The following is a 14,210-nucleotide window of genomic DNA, read 5'->3' on the forward strand; positions in this document are numbered from 1 at the left end:
CGTTGCGCCCCGTAGTGCGGGTCGCAACGTCAGACGCGTGACACTCACCTTCTGGCACCAAGGGGGATGCGGTGAGCCGACGACGACGCAATGCAGAGAGTGGACCGGCAGCCACCAATGCCGCCGTGTTCGGGGAGGTCTTGAGGCACTTCCGGGAGGCGGCGGGCTACACGCAGGAGGAGCTGGCGAACAAGATCCCGTGCGACCGCTCGCAGGTCGCCCGCGTGGAGGCGGGCACGCGCGTACCACAGGACACCTTCGCCGAGCAGTGCGACGAGCTGCTGGGGACGGGCGGAGTGCTGCTGCGGTTGTGGGGGCGGATCGACTGGTATCCCGAAGTGCAGCATCCGGACTGGTTCGAGCGGCGGGCGGAGATGGATGCGAAGGCGGTGGCGCTGCGTGCATATCAAGAGCAGGTAATCCCGGGGCTGTTGCAGACCCCTGATTACGCCCACGCGCTGTTCAGTCGCCGCATCACAAACGTCGAGAAGGTGGAGGAGCGAGTCCGGGCGCGACTGAGTCGACAGCAGCGCTTCCTGGTCGCCAACGGCCCGTTCTACGTGGCCGTTCTGGATGAGAGCTGCCTGCGCAATGTTGTGGGGAGTCCGGCGGTCATGCGGGACCAATGTGCTCACTTGTTGAGGGTCGGGCAGTACGACAACATCCGCGTGCAGGTTGCCCCGGCCGACCGTGCCGAGCTTCGGCGACCCAAAGCCTCCATGGCTCTGATCACGCTGCCCGGCGGTGACGAGTGGCTCTACTCGGAGTCTCTGGAGCGCGGCCATTTCCACGACGATCCAGCCGCCTTCGCCCGCCACAGCCAGACCTATGATGTGCTCAGGGCGGATGCTCTGTCAGCCCCCGAATCCGCCGCTCTCATCGGCGACTTCATGGAAGGGTACGGGGACCATGGACAAGCACCAGCTGAGCACAGCGATATGGATCAAGAGCAGCTACAGCCACGACGATGGCGGCGACTGCATCGAAGTGGCGCTCACGTGGATGAAGAGCAGCTACAGCCACGACGACGGCGGCAACTGCATCGAACTAGCCCCCGGTATCCCCGACTCCGTCCCCGTCCGTGACAGCAAGGACCCCGACGGCCCCGTACTGGTCTTCCCTACGGGCGGCTGGTCGTCCTTCGTCGCGGCCCTCAAGAGCGGGGAGTTCCCCTCGGCCGTCTGACCCACGGCGACCTTGGGTTATCGCGCTGACACGGAGCGCTCCACTCCCTTATGCTGCGGGTTCTGCGCCGCCGCGGCCGGAAACGGCAGCCCGCCTGCTCAACAGGCCCTCGGCGACGGCTCGTTGGTCTGGTGATGGGGGAAGCCGATGACTCGGACGGATGTGCCTGCGCAGCACGGTGAATCCGGCGGTCCGCCGCGGTTAGGCAAGCCGGACGGCGTCCCGCCCCCGGCGCCGCTCCCCCCGATCCCGCCGGGGGCCAGCGAGGCCACCCGGCTGCTGTGCGCGGGCACGTACATGGACGACAGCTTCCGTGACGCGGTCATCGACGAGCTGTACGTCCACGAGGAGCGGTTCGCCGCACCCTCCCTGGGCATCGACGCCGCCCGCGTGCTGGCCCATGCACTGCGCGCCCGGCGGCTCCAGCTCGGCTGGGCGGCGGGGATCCTGCTGCTGTGGATCGCGGCCCTCCCGCTGTCCTCCGGACTCGCGGGGGTCTATGTCTTCCCCGTCGTCCTCATGGCGCTGGCCCGCATCGTCCGCCGGTCCCCGGTCCTGCCGGGGCCGGCCCGCTTCCTCTCCTTCGTCCTGCGCTGGTACGGCCGGCTGACGCTCGCCTTCTTCTATGTGTCGTTGCTGGTGGCGGCGGTCGTCGGCGGGCTCGCCATCCTGGGCCCGGGATGGCTGTTCAGCCGGGTGCTCCCGGACGTGCTGAACTCCCTGACGGGCGACGACTCCTCGGACGAATACGGCTCCTACAGCTCAAGCCCGTGGGACAGCCCCTACGGCAGCGGCAGCGGCTTCGGCGCCACCCACGCGTCCGGCCTGCTGGTCGGGGTGTGGATCGCGCTGCTGCTGCCGCTGGTCCTGGCCCTCCTGGTCGCCCTGCAACGCGGGCAGTTCGCCCGGGTGCTGGCGCACGAGCTGTCCAGGGAACGCTTCCCCGACGTCCGGTCCGACCCCGCCGAGCGCTCCGAGAGCTACCGCTTCCTGCGGCTGCGGGACCGGGTGCGGACCGAGCAGCACGGGCCGCTGGTGATGTACCGGGCGGCCAACCCGTTCTGCGGCGCCGGGCAGCCGTACAAGACCTGGTCGCTGTCGGTGGAGCTGAACCCGCGCGCCGACCGCGTCGCCGAACCGCTGGACAACAGCGCCATCCTGGCCCGGATCGTGCCGCTGGTGGCGGCGCTGCGGGTGCCGTCGCCGCACGGTTCGCCGGCGTCCGCGGCCGCGGTCCGCGACCGGCTGCGCGCGCTGGAGATCGACGAGTGTGTCTTCCTGCCGGCCGAGGGGCTGCCGAGCCGGGAGGCGGCGCCGTACGCCCCGGAGGCGTTCGAGGAACACCGGGCCGCGGCGGTCGAGGAAGGCGGCGAGACCCGGCGGCACTTCCTGCGCATCCGGGTCGGTGGCTGGAACGAGGGCATCGTCACCACGGTCTTCGTACGGGTGCACACCCAGGGCGGGATGCTGATGCTGGAGGTCGCACCGCATGTGCTGTGGCCGCTGCGGCAGCGCTTCCAGGACGCCGACCGGATCGCCCACCGGTACCGCCACCATCACCACTTCGGCAAGGCGGTCTGGGCGCTGGCCCAAACGCCCCGCTCCGCCGGGCACGCCCTCGGCACGCTGGCCCGCGGACTGTTGTCGGCCTGGCGGCTGGCCACCGGGGGACACGGCGGGGCGCTGCCCGAAGGCCCCGGCGTCGCCGTACGCGAGCTGGGCTCGTTCGGCGAGTCCTCGCTCTTCCAGGACATGGACGTCGCCCGCTATCTGAAGACCATTCAGCAGCGGGTGGCGGCCGGGGTGACCACGGCGCTGCGCGAGGCGGGTTACCAGACCGACGAGTTCGAGCAGCGGGTCGTGCATGTCGCCGAGGGCGGCGTGTATGTCGAATCCGCACAGGGCGCCGTCGGCATCGGCGACCACAACACGATCAACCACCACTCCGCACCCCCGCGCGGGAACGGGACGACGCGCGGGAACGGGACGAAGGGAAGTGCCCAGCGTGGCAAGGGCTGACGAGCGCGGAAACGGCATCCACATCGGCAGCGTCCGGGGTGCCTTCGCCATTGGCGACCACAACACGGTGACCCACCACGAGGGCCCGGCCGGACCGGCGGTGGACCCGGCGCAGGAGGAACTGCTGCGCGCCGTCCGCGCCTTGCGCGACGATCTGTCCCGGGCGGTGGAGAGCCCGCAGATCACGGCCCTGAGCGGGGAACTCACCGAAACGGAGACGGAGATCGCGGACCACGGCGCGGCCGGGCCCGGACGGCTGTCCCGGCTCCGTACGGCGCTCGCGGACGCCGGTGCGGTGGTGGGCCTGCTGGCCTCCGGCGCCGCGGTGAGCCAGGCGGTCGCGGCACTGGCGGGAGGCTGACCATGAAGCGCGGCGGCCCGCCCCGCTGGAACAGCGAAACCCAGCGCTGGGAGACCGGCACCCCACCGCCCGCCCCCTACACGGGCCCAATGCCGCCCCGGCCGTCCTTCACGCCGTCGGTGAGCGGGCCCCAAGACGGCGGAGCCGAGGCGCCCCGGTCCGCCGCGCCCCCGTCCGACGCACCTCCGGCCGACCCGCCCCCGGCGCCCGCCGCACCGCGCGGCACCTACCCCTACCCGCACCCGAGCTCGTTGGCCGGTGGCTTACCGGATCCCGCGGCCGACCCGCACCCCACCGACTGGTACACCACCGGCCCGCACCCCACCGACCGGTACCCCACTGACCCGTACACCCCCGACCCGTATCTCCCTCCCGAAGCAGGCTCCGCCTACGCCCCCGGTGGCCGACGACGGACGGGGCTGGTCGCCGGGGCGGCGGTGGCCGTGATCGCGGCGGTCATCGGCGCCGGCTATCTGCTCTGGGGACACGACGACGATCCGGCCGCCGCTCACCCCCCGGCCCGCAGCAAGGCATCCGCCCCGTCCCGTACGGCCACCGGGCAGTCCACCGGTGCCCCGGACAGCGTCACGCCCGCGCCCACCCTCACCGACCTGCCGGACGGCTTCCGCCTCGCCCACGACAAGAAGGGCTTCACCCTCGCGGTGCCCGGTACTTGGACGCGCAGCGAGCGCAAGACGGGGGTGTTCTACACCGCCCCGGACGACCGCGGACTGGTGCAGATCTTCGAGATCACCGACCCCGAGATCACCCCGCGCGAGGCCCTCCGGCAGGCATCCCAGGGCCTGTCCGCCAACCCCGGCTACCGCGAGATCAGCCTCGAACCGCTCGGTTTCCCGGGACCGGGCATAGACGCCAACCAACTGGTCTACGCCTATGACAGCAAGCGGCTCGGGACCCGCGTCAAGGTCGTCGACTGTGCCTTCACCGCCGCCGACGGCCGCCAGTTCGCCGTGCTCGTCCTGGGCGCCGAGGAGGACTGGCCGGAGCAGGAGCAGACCCAGGAGATCGCGCTGCGCACCTTCGTCCCCCACACCTGAGCGGTGCCTGCGCCCGGCGCCTCGCTATCCGGGCAGCTCCGTGCGCTCCCACCACTCGTAGACGGGCAGCGTCCCCTCGGAGGTCTTCTGCTGCCGGCTGGTGGCCCGGAAGTGTTCATAGCCGTTACGGAACGGGATCTTCAGCTCGGTCCCGGGCGGATCGATCGGCACGATCCGCCCGGGGAACTCCTCGGGACCGCCTTCGAGCACTGCTTTCGCCGCGGTGTCAGCCATGCCTGCATTGTCGTCCGGGCGGCCGGCCGCGGCCCCTTTGGTTCGGCAGCGCGGGTGACGGCCGGCCGACGCCGACCCGGCGGCCCCGCGAACGGCCGGGCCCGGCGGGGTGTCACCCCACCGGGCCCGGCGCGGTGTCACCTGGGGGCTACTTGGCGATCCAGTCGGTCAGGGTCCCACCGGTCTCGGCGACGGTCCGGAGGTCGCTGCCGTCCGCGGCGACGGTGTAGATGCGCCGCGTCGACGTGGCGTCGTCCCAGCCGGAGAAGGCGATACGGGTGCCGTCCGGGGAGTACACCGGGGTCCTGACGTCCGTGAGGGCGCCGGGCCAGGTGGCGTCGTCGTGGAGGTCCGTCTGCGCACCGGTCGCGAGGTCGACGGTCTTCAGGCCGTACCTTCCGCCGTAGACGAGGTGCCGGCCGTCCGGGGACCAGTCGGCCGGGGTCGACACGGCCTGGTGGTCGGTGGTGACCTGCTGGCTCTCCCGGGTGGCGAGGTCCATGACGAACACATCCGTGCCGTACTCGGTGCCGTCGGGGCCCTCGTACGAGGTGGTCCGGAGGTACGAGATCCGGGTGCCGTCGGGTGAGAAGGTGGCGCGGAGCCCCGAGCCGGTCAGCGTCTCGGAACCGGTTCCGTCCGCGTTGATCGATTCGATGCCGCGGGGGGAGTCGAAGACGAGGCGCTTGCCGTTCGGAGCCCAGTCCGGATTGGCGACATACACCTCTCCGGTCTCGCTCTCGATTCCCGGGACCAGGACATGCTGGTTGGCGCCGCTCGCCGTGGCCGTCACCAGGTCGGGGCGGTAGGTGCAGCCCTCGCCCTGCGGAACGCAGGTGTCGCCGTAGCGGATGTAGGCGATCTGGGAGCCGCTGGGGGAGTAGACGCCGTCCAGGCCGTCCGCGACGGTGCGGGTGGCCGCTCCGCCGGCGGGATCCATCTCCACGGTCCGGCGGTAGTCGCTGGTCCGCTCGGACACCAGCAGCCTGTCCTCGCTCAGGCTGCCGGAGCTCTCCGAAGTGAAGGGGGCCGCCGCGGACGCGCTGCCCATAAGGGGCAGGCTCACCGCGACAGCAAGACTGAGGGACAACGCAGTGCGTGAAATCCGCACGTACGCTCCTTCCGTGACGAGGCCCGGGGGCCTCGGAGTATGCGAGCCCGGGATTCGAACTCGCATATGAAGAAGCGCCGGTGATCCAGAAAACGTCACACCCTTCACGGGGCCTCCACTTGACCCGCGTCCGCATCGCCAGCAGGGGCCGGGAGGCCGTCGGCCCGTGGGGTCAGTCCCTGGGGAACTCTTCGGTGGAGAAGGTGATTCCGACGACCGTGTGGGAGAGGTCCACGGGCGTGCCGTAAGCGACGGTGAGGTCGAGCTTGTAGTCGCCGTCCTGCGGGTCGGTGAAGACGCGGCACCGGCCGAGGTAGGGGTCGGCGATCATGTAGACCGGGACCTCGGCGAGAGCGTAGGCCGTCTTCTTGGGGCCGTAGTCGTTCTTGCCGGTGCTCTGGGAGATCACCTCGGCGACGAACTCGATGTCCTGATAGCGCGGGCGGCCTGTGTCGTCCGTGGTGGCGTTCTCGGCCAGCGCCACCACGTCGGAGGCGAACCCGTTCAGATGGCCGGGGAAGTCGATGCGCACGTCGGACAGCACGCGCTTCCTCGGATACCGCGTACGGAGCTGCTCGAAGATGTCAGCGATGGTCTCCCAGTGCGTGGCCCGCTGCGGCGCCATGTAGATGGTCCCCTCGACGATCTCAGCTTTGTAGCCCGGGGGGATGTGCATCTGCTCGAACATGTCGTCCAGCTCGCTACCACTGGCCATCTCGGTCCTGTCGGTCAGTTCGATGGTCACCGTGCCGCTCCTCCCCGCTGCCCGCGCGCCGCGGGCAGCCGCACGGTTCAACGATACGTATGTACGAACGGTTACGTACCGCTACCAACAGGGGTCACGCGCTCTGTGACCCCTGGAGCCGGTCCTCCAGTACCGAGATATCGGCCGTGTCGCCGGGGGCCGGGGTCTTGGTGGAGACCGGGGTGTCGTAGTTGCTGAGCAGGATGGTGCCGGTCTGGTGGTCGACCTCGGCGGTGAGTTTCAGCGGGTAGTGCTTGCCGTCGATGGCCACGTAGAGGGTCTGGACGGCGCCCTGGGCCTTCTTGACGACGGGGAGGACGCGGGCGCCCTCGTGGGTGGTGGGGCGGCCCTTGGTGAGGGTGGGCGCGGCCGTGGGGGCGCCGGAGGGCGGGTGCTCGGGGGGTATGGCGGACTTCTGGAACGCCCGGAGGTCGCAGGCCGCGGAGAGGTTGCCGAGGAAGGTGTCCTTGGTGGTGCCGTGCAGGAACGTGTCCTTGTATTTCTCGGCGGCGTCGCGGCCCTCGTTCCCGGGCAGCTGGCTCTTCCAGAAGGCGGCGTCCGGCTTCATCCAGACCTGGTTCCCGCGCTTGACGAGCTCGACGCGGCCGAGCTCGCCCTTGCTGATGGCGCCGGTGCAGTTTCCGGCGCGGTCGAGGGTGAGGTCGAGTTTGGTGGGATCGGCACTGGTCCGGGTGCGCAACCGCAGCGATTTCGCGGCGACCAGTTGGTGGAGGGAATCGTCGGAGATCTGCTGGGCCGATTTGTTGGCGAGGTCGCCCTCGCCGCCGTCCGGATCCTCGGCCGCCGCGGCGCCGGTGCAGGCCGGCCCGGCGATCAGGGCTGCCCCGCAGGTCAGGGCCGCGGTGGCGGTGGCGGCACGCCGTCTGCTGATCATCTGGGTACCTCCGGTCCCGAGGGGAAATGCAGCCTGGGACATACGGCTATTCAGGGTACGTTCCGGGATATTCGGCCGCACGTTCAGTGAGTCGAGTCACTTTCCATGAATGTTTGGGCATAGGTCCGCCGCTTCCGGGGAGGGGTCCACGTTGCTGGTGATGCCAGTGGTTGCACCAGTGCGTACGAGATCGGTAACCGGAAGGCAGAACGACGTGTCGTCAATCGAGACCATTCACGTAGACGGGGTGTGGCAGGCCGCCGCAGCCGGCGAAACGCGGGAGGTCCTCGACCCCGCCGACGCGACGACGCTCCAGCTGGTGGCCGAGGGGGGTGCCGAGGACGCCGACGCGGCGGTCGCGGCCGCCCGCCGGGCCTTCGACGAGGGCGCCTGGCCCCGGACCCCCGTCGCCGAGCGTGCCGCGCTGCTGCGCCGGGTCGCCGACCTGCTCCAGCGCGACCGCGAGGAGATCGCCCTCATCGAGAGCCGGGACACCGGCAAGACGCTGGAGGAGGGCCGGGTCGACGTCGATGACGTCACCAACGCCTTCCGCTACTTCGCCGACCTGGTGATGAACGAGAGCGGCGGCCGGGTCGTCGACGCCGGTTCGCCCGACGTGCACAGCGTGATCGTGCATGAGCCGGTCGGTGTCTGCTCGCTCATCACGCCGTGGAACTACCCGCTGCTCCAGGCGAGTTGGAAGATCGCGCCGGCCCTCGCGGCCGGCAACACTTTTGTGATCAAGCCCAGCGAGGTCACCCCGCTGTCGACCGTGCACCTGGTCAAGCTGCTGGTCGAGGCCGGGCTGCCGGCCGGGGTCGCCAACATCGTCACCGGTGCGGGGCTGCCGGTGGGCCAGCGGCTCGCCGAGCACCCGGACGTCGATCTGTTCTCCTTCACGGGCGGTCTCGTCAGCGGGACGAAGGCGGGCGCCGCGGCGGTCTCCGGCGCCAAGAAGATCGCGCTGGAGCTGGGCGGCAAGAACCCCAATGTGGTGTTTGCCGACGCCTGCGCCACTGAAGAGGGCTTCGACACCGCCGTCGACCAGGCGCTGAACGCAGCCTTCATCCACAGCGGCCAGGTCTGCTCGGCCGGTGCCCGGCTGATCATCGAGGAGTCGGTGCGCGACCGCTTCGTCTCCGAGCTCGCCCGCCGCGCCGAGAAGATCAAGCTCGGCCGGGGCACCGAGGACGGTGTCGAGTGCGGCCCGCTGGTCTCCCAGCAGCAGCTCGACAAGGTCGAGGCGTATGTCGCCTCCGCCCTGGCCGAGGGTGCGCAGCTGCGCTGCGGCGGCGCCCGGCCCGAGCCGTCGGACGTCCGCCCGGCCACCGGCTACTTCTACGCGCCGACCGTGCTCGACGGCTGCCACCGCGAGATGAAGGTGGTTCGTGAGGAGACCTTCGGCCCGATCCTGACGGTGGAGACCTTCAGCACCGAGGACGAGGCCGTGGCGCTGGCCAACGACACTGAGTACGGCCTGGCCGGCGCGGTCTTCTCCGCCGACACCGCGCGCGCCCGCCGGGTCGCCGCCCGGCTGCGGCACGGCACGGTCTGGATCAACGACTACCACCCCTACCTCCCGCAGGCGGAGTGGGGCGGCTTCGGCAAGTCCGGCATCGGACGGGAATTGGGCCCCGCGGGTCTGGACGAGTACCGCGAGAGCAAGCACATTTACGAAAACCTCCGGCCGGAGCCGGTGCGCTGGTTCGCGGGCTGACACCCCCGCCTCCCCGGCACCACCCGCACCACGCACGTTGTAAGAAGGAGCACCCCCAATGCCTGTGTATGACTATGTCGTAGTCGGCGGCGGCACTGCCGGTTCCGTCATCGCCTCCCGCCTCACCGAGGACCCGGACGTCACCGTCGCCGTGATCGAGGGCGGCCCGTCCGACATCGACCGCGAGGACGTGCTGACGCTGCGCAAGTGGCTCGGCCTGCTCGGCGGCGACCTGGACTACGAGTACACGACCACCGAGCAGCCGCGCGGCAACTCGCACATCCTGCACAGCCGCGCCAAGGTGCTCGGCGGGTGCTCCTCCCACAACACGCTGATCTCCTTCAAGCCGCTGCCGTCCGACTGGGACGAGTGGGAAGCGGCGGGTGCCACCGGCTGGAACGCCGCGGAGATGGACCCCTACTTCGGCAAGCTGCGCAACAACATCGTGCGGGTGGCGAAGAAGGACCAGAACCAGATCGCCACCGACTGGATCGAGGCCACCAAGACGGCCCTCGGTGTCCCCGAGGTCGTCGGCTTCAACGACAAGCCCTTCGACGAGGGCGTCGGCTTCTTCGACCTCTCGTACCACCCGGAGAACAACAAGCGGTCGTCGGCGTCGGTCGCGTATCTGCATCCGCACATGGAGGCCGGTGACCGGCCGAACCTCACGCTGATGCTGGAGACCTGGGCGCACAAGCTGGAGCTGGACGGCACCACCGCCAAGGGTGTCCACGTCCGTACGAAGGACGGCGAGGAGGTCTATGTCGAGGCCGCCCGTGAGGTGCTGGTCTGCGCCGGCGCCGTCGACACCCCGCGGCTGCTGATGCACTCCGGCATCGGGCCGAAGAAGGACCTGGAAGCGCTCGGTCTGCCCTGCGTGCTCGACCTGCCGGGCGTCGGGGAGAACCTGATCGACCACCCCGAGTCGGTGATCGTCTGGGAGACGAACGGACCGATCCCGGGCAACTCCGCGATGGACTCCGACGCGGGCCTCTTCGTCAAGCGGGACCCGGGGCACAAGGGCCCCGACCTGATGTTCCACTTCTACCAGATCCCGTTCACCGACAACCCCGAGCGGCTGGGCTACGAGCGCCCCGAGCACGGCGTGTCGATGACCCCGAACATCCCCAAGTCCCGCTCCCGCGGCCGCCTCTACCTCACCTCCGCGGACCCCGAGGCCAAGCCCGCCCTCGACTTCAAGTACTTCGAGGACGAGGACGACTACGACGGCCGGACCCTCGTCGACGGCGTCAAGCTGGCCCGCAAGATCGCCCAGGCCGAGCCGTTCGCCAAGTGGCTCAAGCGGGAGGTCTTCCCCGGCCCCGAGGTCACCGACGACGCGGAGATCAGCGAGCTGGTGCGCAAGGCGGCCCACACCGTCTACCACCCGGCCGGCACCTGCAAGATGGGCGCCGCCGATGACCAACTCGCCGTCGTGGACCCCGAGTTGAAGATCCGTGGGCTGTCCGGCATCCGTATCGCCGACGCCTCCGTCTTCCCGACCATGCCCGCGGTCAACCCGATGCTGGGCGTGCTCATGGTGGGGGAGAAGTGCGCCGAACTGCTCCATAAGGCTCCGACCCAAGGAGGTGATGCGTGATGGCTACCACCTCCGCCGGCGCATCCGAGATACCCAACGCCCGCCAGGCCGCCGAGAACGGGAAGGACGCCCGTGAGGTCGTCTTCTCCGTCCGCAACCTCTGGAAGGTCTTCGGCCCCAAAGCCGACCGCATCCCCGGCGACTCCTCCGTGAAGGAGCTCAGCGCCCAGGAGCTGCGCGAGCAGACCGGCTGTGTGGCCGCCGTCCGCGATGTCTCCTTCGACGTCCACAAGGGCGAGGTCTTCGTCGTCATGGGCCTGTCCGGCTCCGGCAAGTCCACCCTCGTGCGGTGTCTGACCCGGCTGATCGAGCCGACCAGCGGCGAGCTGGAGATGGACGGCGAGGACGTCCGCGCCATGGACCGCACCACGCTGCGCGAACTGCGCCGCCGCCGCGCCGCCATGGTCTTCCAGCACTTCGGCCTGCTGCCGCACCGCACCGTCGTCGACAACGTCGCCTACGGCCTGGAGATCCAGGGCATGGGCAAGACGGAGCGCCGCTCGAAGGCCAACGAGATGGTCGACAAGGTCGGCCTGGCCGGGATGGAGAAGCGCCGCCCCGGGCAGCTCTCCGGCGGTCAGCAGCAGCGCGTCGGCCTGGCCCGTGCGCTCGCCGTGGACCCCGAGGTGCTGCTCTTCGACGAGCCGTTCAGCGCCCTGGACCCCCTCATCCGCCGCGACATGCAGGAAGAGGTCGTCCGCCTGCACCGCGAAGAGGGCCGCACCATGGTCTTCATCACCCACGACCTCGCCGAGGCGCTGCGGGTCGGTGACCGGATCGCCCTGATGCGCGACGGCGAGATCGTCCAGCTCGGCACCCCCGAGGAGATCGTCGGCTCCCCGGCCGACGATTACGTCCGCGACTTCGTCCGGGACGTCCCGCGCGAGCAGGTGCTGACCGTGCGCCGCGCGATGCGCCCGGCCGAGGACGGCGAGGCCGACCAGGGTCCGGCGCTGAGCCCCGACACCCTGATCTCCGACGCCATCGAGGCCGTCGCCCGCTCCGGCGGCGCGGCCCGGGTCGTCGACGACGGCCGCTGCCTGGGCATCATCGACCACGCCTGTCTGCTGAACGTGGTCGCCCGGGTCGACAGCCCGCAGCACGGCGAGGTGGCTGCCTGATGTACACCGCGACCACCCGCGGCGGCGCCCTCCGCGCCGTCGGCTCCAGAGCTCCCGCGGCCACCCCGCGCGCCCGGCTGCGCGCCACCCTGCTGCGCCACTGGCGCGAGGCCCAGCGCTGCGCCGCGCTCAATGTGCCCACGGGCACCGTGAAGCGGGGGCGCGCATGAGTAACGTCTCCGCGACCCCGGTTGCTCCGCGCGGCACGACCGCCGTCGACAGTCCCAAGGGCCCGGCCCAGCTCCTGCTCCACCGCCGCGGCCTCGCCAAGCTCCTGCTGCTCGTCGTCGCCGCGGCCGTCCTCGTGCCGCTGCTGGCCACCAAGTACGGCGCCGCCTGGCCGTCCTCGCTGACCGTCGACGTCTCCGGCCCGCTCGGCAAGACCAGCGACTGGATCATCGACAACCGCGACAGCCACTGGCTGTTCGTCTACTTCCTCGGCCACCTCTCCAACGCCGTGGTCATCTCCGTACGCGCCGTCTATCTGCTGTTGCTCGCGCTCGGCTGGACGGGTGTGACGGCCGGCGTCACGCTGATCGCCTGGCGGGTGGCCGGTGTCCGCATCGCCGCCACCGCGCTGATCTCCTTCCTGGTCAGCGGCCTGCTGGGGATGTGGGTCCCGACCATGCAGACGCTCGCCCTGATGGTCGTGGCGGTCGCCGCCTCGGTCGTCGTCGGCGCGCTGCTCGGCCTGGCCGCGGGACTGTCCGAGCGGCTCTTCCGGCTGCTGCGCCCGGTCCTCGACACCATGCAGGTGCTGCCGGCCTTCGCCTATCTCCTGCCCGTCGTGCTGGTCTTCGGCATCGGCGTCCCCGCCGCGCTGCTGGCCACTGTTATTTACGCGGCGCCGCCGATGGCGCGGCTGACCGCGCTGGGTCTGCGCAGTGCCGACCCGGGCGTCCTGGAGGCCGTCTCCTCGCTCGGCGCCACCGGCCGGCAGCGGCTGCTGACCGCCCGCCTGCCGCTGGCCCGTAAGGAACTCCTGCTCGGCGTCAACCAGTCGATCATGATGGCGCTGTCCATGGTCGTGATCGCCTCGATGATCGGCGCCGCCGGTCTCGGTGACCGCGTCTACCAGGCGCTCGCCTCGGTCGACGTCGGTGCCGCGCTCGCCGCCGCCATCCCGATCGTGCTGCTGGCCATCGTCATGGACCGCACCACGGCCGCGGCCGGTGCGCGGCTCGGCGCCGACACCACCACCGGCCCGGCGTGGCTGCGCGGCTGGCAGGCGTGGACCGGCATCGCCGTGGTCACCGCCGCCTTCGCCCTGGCCGGGCGGCTGACCGGCTCGCTGGTCTGGCCGGGCGCCTGGGCCGTGGACCTGGCCCGCCCCGTCAACGACTTCAAGGAGTGGATGGTCGACCACCTCTACTCCGGAGTCCCGGTCATCGGCGGCACCGCCGACTGGGCCGCGCACTTCACCAACTGGGTGCTCAACCCGCTGCGGGACGGTCTGACCGCGCTGCCCTGGTACGGCACGCTGCTCATCGTCGCCGCGCTGGCCTGGCTCATCGGCACCTGGCGCACCGCGCTGACCGCCGTCCTCGCGATGGCCGCCATCGGTGTGCTGGGCGTGTGGAAGCCGTCGATGAACACCCTCTCCCAGGTGCTCGCCGCGCTGGTGGTGACCCTGGTGCTGGGCTTCGGCGTCGGCGTCCTGGCGGCGGGCAGCAAGCGCCTCGAAGCGATCTTGCGCCCGGTCCTGGACGTCATGCAGACCATGCCGCAGTTCGTGTACCTGATCCCGGTCGTCGCGCTCTTCGCCGTGGGCCGTGCCCCGGCCGCCGCCGCTGCCGTGGTCTACGCCCTGCCGGCCGTCATCCGCATCACCACCCAGGGCCTGCGCCAGGTGGACCCCGCCGCCATGGAATCGGCGAAGTCCCTCGGTGCCACCCGCTGGCAGATCCTCCGCCAGGTCCAGCTCCCCCTCGCCCGGCCGGCGCTCCTGCTGGCCGTCAACCAGGGCGTGGTGCTGGTCCTCGCCGTCGTCATCATCGGCGGCCTGGTGGGCGGCGGTGCCCTCGGCTACGACGTCGTCACCGGCCTCGCCACCGGAGACCTGGCCCTCGGCCTGGTCGCGGGTGTGGCCATCGTGTGCCTGGGCCTGATGCTCGACCGGGTCACCCAGCCCACGGAACGCCGCACGACGGGGAAGGGAGCCTGA

General features: G+C 70.8%; 14 protein-coding genes. 10 read left to right on the forward strand and 4 right to left on the reverse strand.

All coding sequences use genetic code 11. The annotated features are described in order from the left end of the window. Nucleotides 1-125: 125 nt before the first annotated feature. From ACFWJW_RS00385 to ACFWJW_RS00405, 5 genes are all read left to right on the forward strand, one after another. Nucleotides 126-1,085, forward strand: a complete 960-nt coding sequence (locus ACFWJW_RS00385) for a Scr1 family TA system antitoxin-like transcriptional regulator (protein ID WP_387233411.1) — start codon at nt 126-128, stop codon at nt 1,083-1,085. Next, entirely contained in the window at nt 1,003-1,185 is a 183-nt protein-coding gene (locus tag ACFWJW_RS00390) for a DUF397 domain-containing protein (protein WP_387232680.1), read from the forward strand. Before ACFWJW_RS00385 ends, ACFWJW_RS00390 begins: the two co-directional genes overlap by 83 nt. 147 nt (nt 1,186-1,332) lie before the next feature. After that, nucleotides 1,333-3,204 (forward strand): hypothetical protein, encoded by a 1,872-nt coding sequence (locus tag ACFWJW_RS00395; RefSeq protein ID WP_387232683.1) that lies wholly within the window; start codon nt 1,333-1,335, stop codon nt 3,202-3,204. After that, the gene (locus ACFWJW_RS00400) at nt 3,191-3,565 is read left to right on the forward strand and encodes a hypothetical protein (RefSeq protein WP_386689182.1); all 375 of its coding nucleotides are present in this window, start codon (nt 3,191-3,193) and stop codon (nt 3,563-3,565) included. Before ACFWJW_RS00395 ends, ACFWJW_RS00400 begins: the two co-directional genes overlap by 14 nt. Before the next feature lie 2 nt (nt 3,566-3,567). Then, nucleotides 3,568-4,623 carry a hypothetical protein gene (locus ACFWJW_RS00405; RefSeq protein ID WP_387232686.1) on the forward strand — a complete coding sequence of 352 codons (1,056 nt, stop codon included), beginning with the start codon at nt 3,568-3,570 and terminating at the stop codon, nt 4,621-4,623. A gap of 24 nt (nt 4,624-4,647) precedes the next feature. Here ACFWJW_RS00405 and ACFWJW_RS00410 read toward each other — a convergent pair whose 3' ends face one another. The 4 genes from ACFWJW_RS00410 to ACFWJW_RS00425 all read right to left on the reverse strand — a co-directional run bounded on the left by ACFWJW_RS00410 (nt 4,648) and on the right by ACFWJW_RS00425 (nt 7,608). Further along, nucleotides 4,648-4,857 (reverse strand): DUF5988 family protein, encoded by a 210-nt coding sequence (locus tag ACFWJW_RS00410; protein ID WP_042147532.1) that lies wholly within the window; start codon nt 4,855-4,857, stop codon nt 4,648-4,650. A 148-nt stretch (nt 4,858-5,005) separates the two neighbouring features. Beyond that, the gene (locus ACFWJW_RS00415) at nt 5,006-5,908 is read right to left on the reverse strand and encodes a TolB family protein (protein WP_387232690.1); all 903 of its coding nucleotides are present in this window, start codon (nt 5,906-5,908) and stop codon (nt 5,006-5,008) included. Nucleotides 5,909-6,140: 232 nt separating this feature from the next. Continuing rightward, nucleotides 6,141-6,713 carry a Uma2 family endonuclease gene (locus ACFWJW_RS00420; protein ID WP_387232693.1) on the reverse strand — a complete coding sequence of 191 codons (573 nt, stop codon included), beginning with the start codon at nt 6,711-6,713 and terminating at the stop codon, nt 6,141-6,143. 94 nt (nt 6,714-6,807) lie between these two features. Continuing rightward, the gene (locus tag ACFWJW_RS00425) at nt 6,808-7,608 is read right to left on the reverse strand and encodes a hypothetical protein (protein WP_387232696.1); all 801 of its coding nucleotides are present in this window, start codon (nt 7,606-7,608) and stop codon (nt 6,808-6,810) included. Nucleotides 7,609-7,822: 214 nt separating this feature from the next. On the opposite strand from ACFWJW_RS00425, the gene ACFWJW_RS00430 reads away from it, so the two are divergent. The 5 genes from ACFWJW_RS00430 to ACFWJW_RS00450 are packed head-to-tail and all read left to right on the forward strand — an operon-like array spanning nt 7,823 to nt 14,210. Further along, complete coding sequence (locus ACFWJW_RS00430; RefSeq protein ID WP_387232699.1) at nt 7,823-9,325, forward strand: aldehyde dehydrogenase family protein; 1,503 nt, start codon at nt 7,823-7,825, stop codon at nt 9,323-9,325. A 58-nt stretch (nt 9,326-9,383) separates the two neighbouring features. Beyond that, nucleotides 9,384-10,925 carry a GMC family oxidoreductase gene (locus tag ACFWJW_RS00435; RefSeq protein WP_387232702.1) on the forward strand — a complete coding sequence of 514 codons (1,542 nt, stop codon included), beginning with the start codon at nt 9,384-9,386 and terminating at the stop codon, nt 10,923-10,925. Continuing rightward, a complete protein-coding gene (locus tag ACFWJW_RS00440) occupies nt 10,925-12,046 on the forward strand; it encodes a glycine betaine/L-proline ABC transporter ATP-binding protein (RefSeq protein ID WP_387232705.1) in 1,122 nt (373 codons plus the stop codon). The genes ACFWJW_RS00435 and ACFWJW_RS00440 overlap by 1 nt, the downstream gene beginning before the upstream one ends. After that, entirely contained in the window at nt 12,046-12,216 is a 171-nt protein-coding gene (locus ACFWJW_RS00445; protein ID WP_387232707.1) for a hypothetical protein, read from the forward strand. Before ACFWJW_RS00440 ends, ACFWJW_RS00445 begins: the two co-directional genes overlap by 1 nt. Beyond that, on the forward strand, nt 12,213-14,210 hold the full coding sequence (locus ACFWJW_RS00450) for an ABC transporter permease (RefSeq protein ID WP_387232710.1): 1,998 nt from the start codon (nt 12,213-12,215) through the stop codon (nt 14,208-14,210). The genes ACFWJW_RS00445 and ACFWJW_RS00450 overlap by 4 nt, the downstream gene beginning before the upstream one ends.

It is taken from the genome of Streptomyces sp. NPDC127097 (assembly GCF_042724075.1).
Classification (GTDB): Bacteria; Actinomycetota; Actinomycetes; order Streptomycetales; family Streptomycetaceae; genus Streptomyces.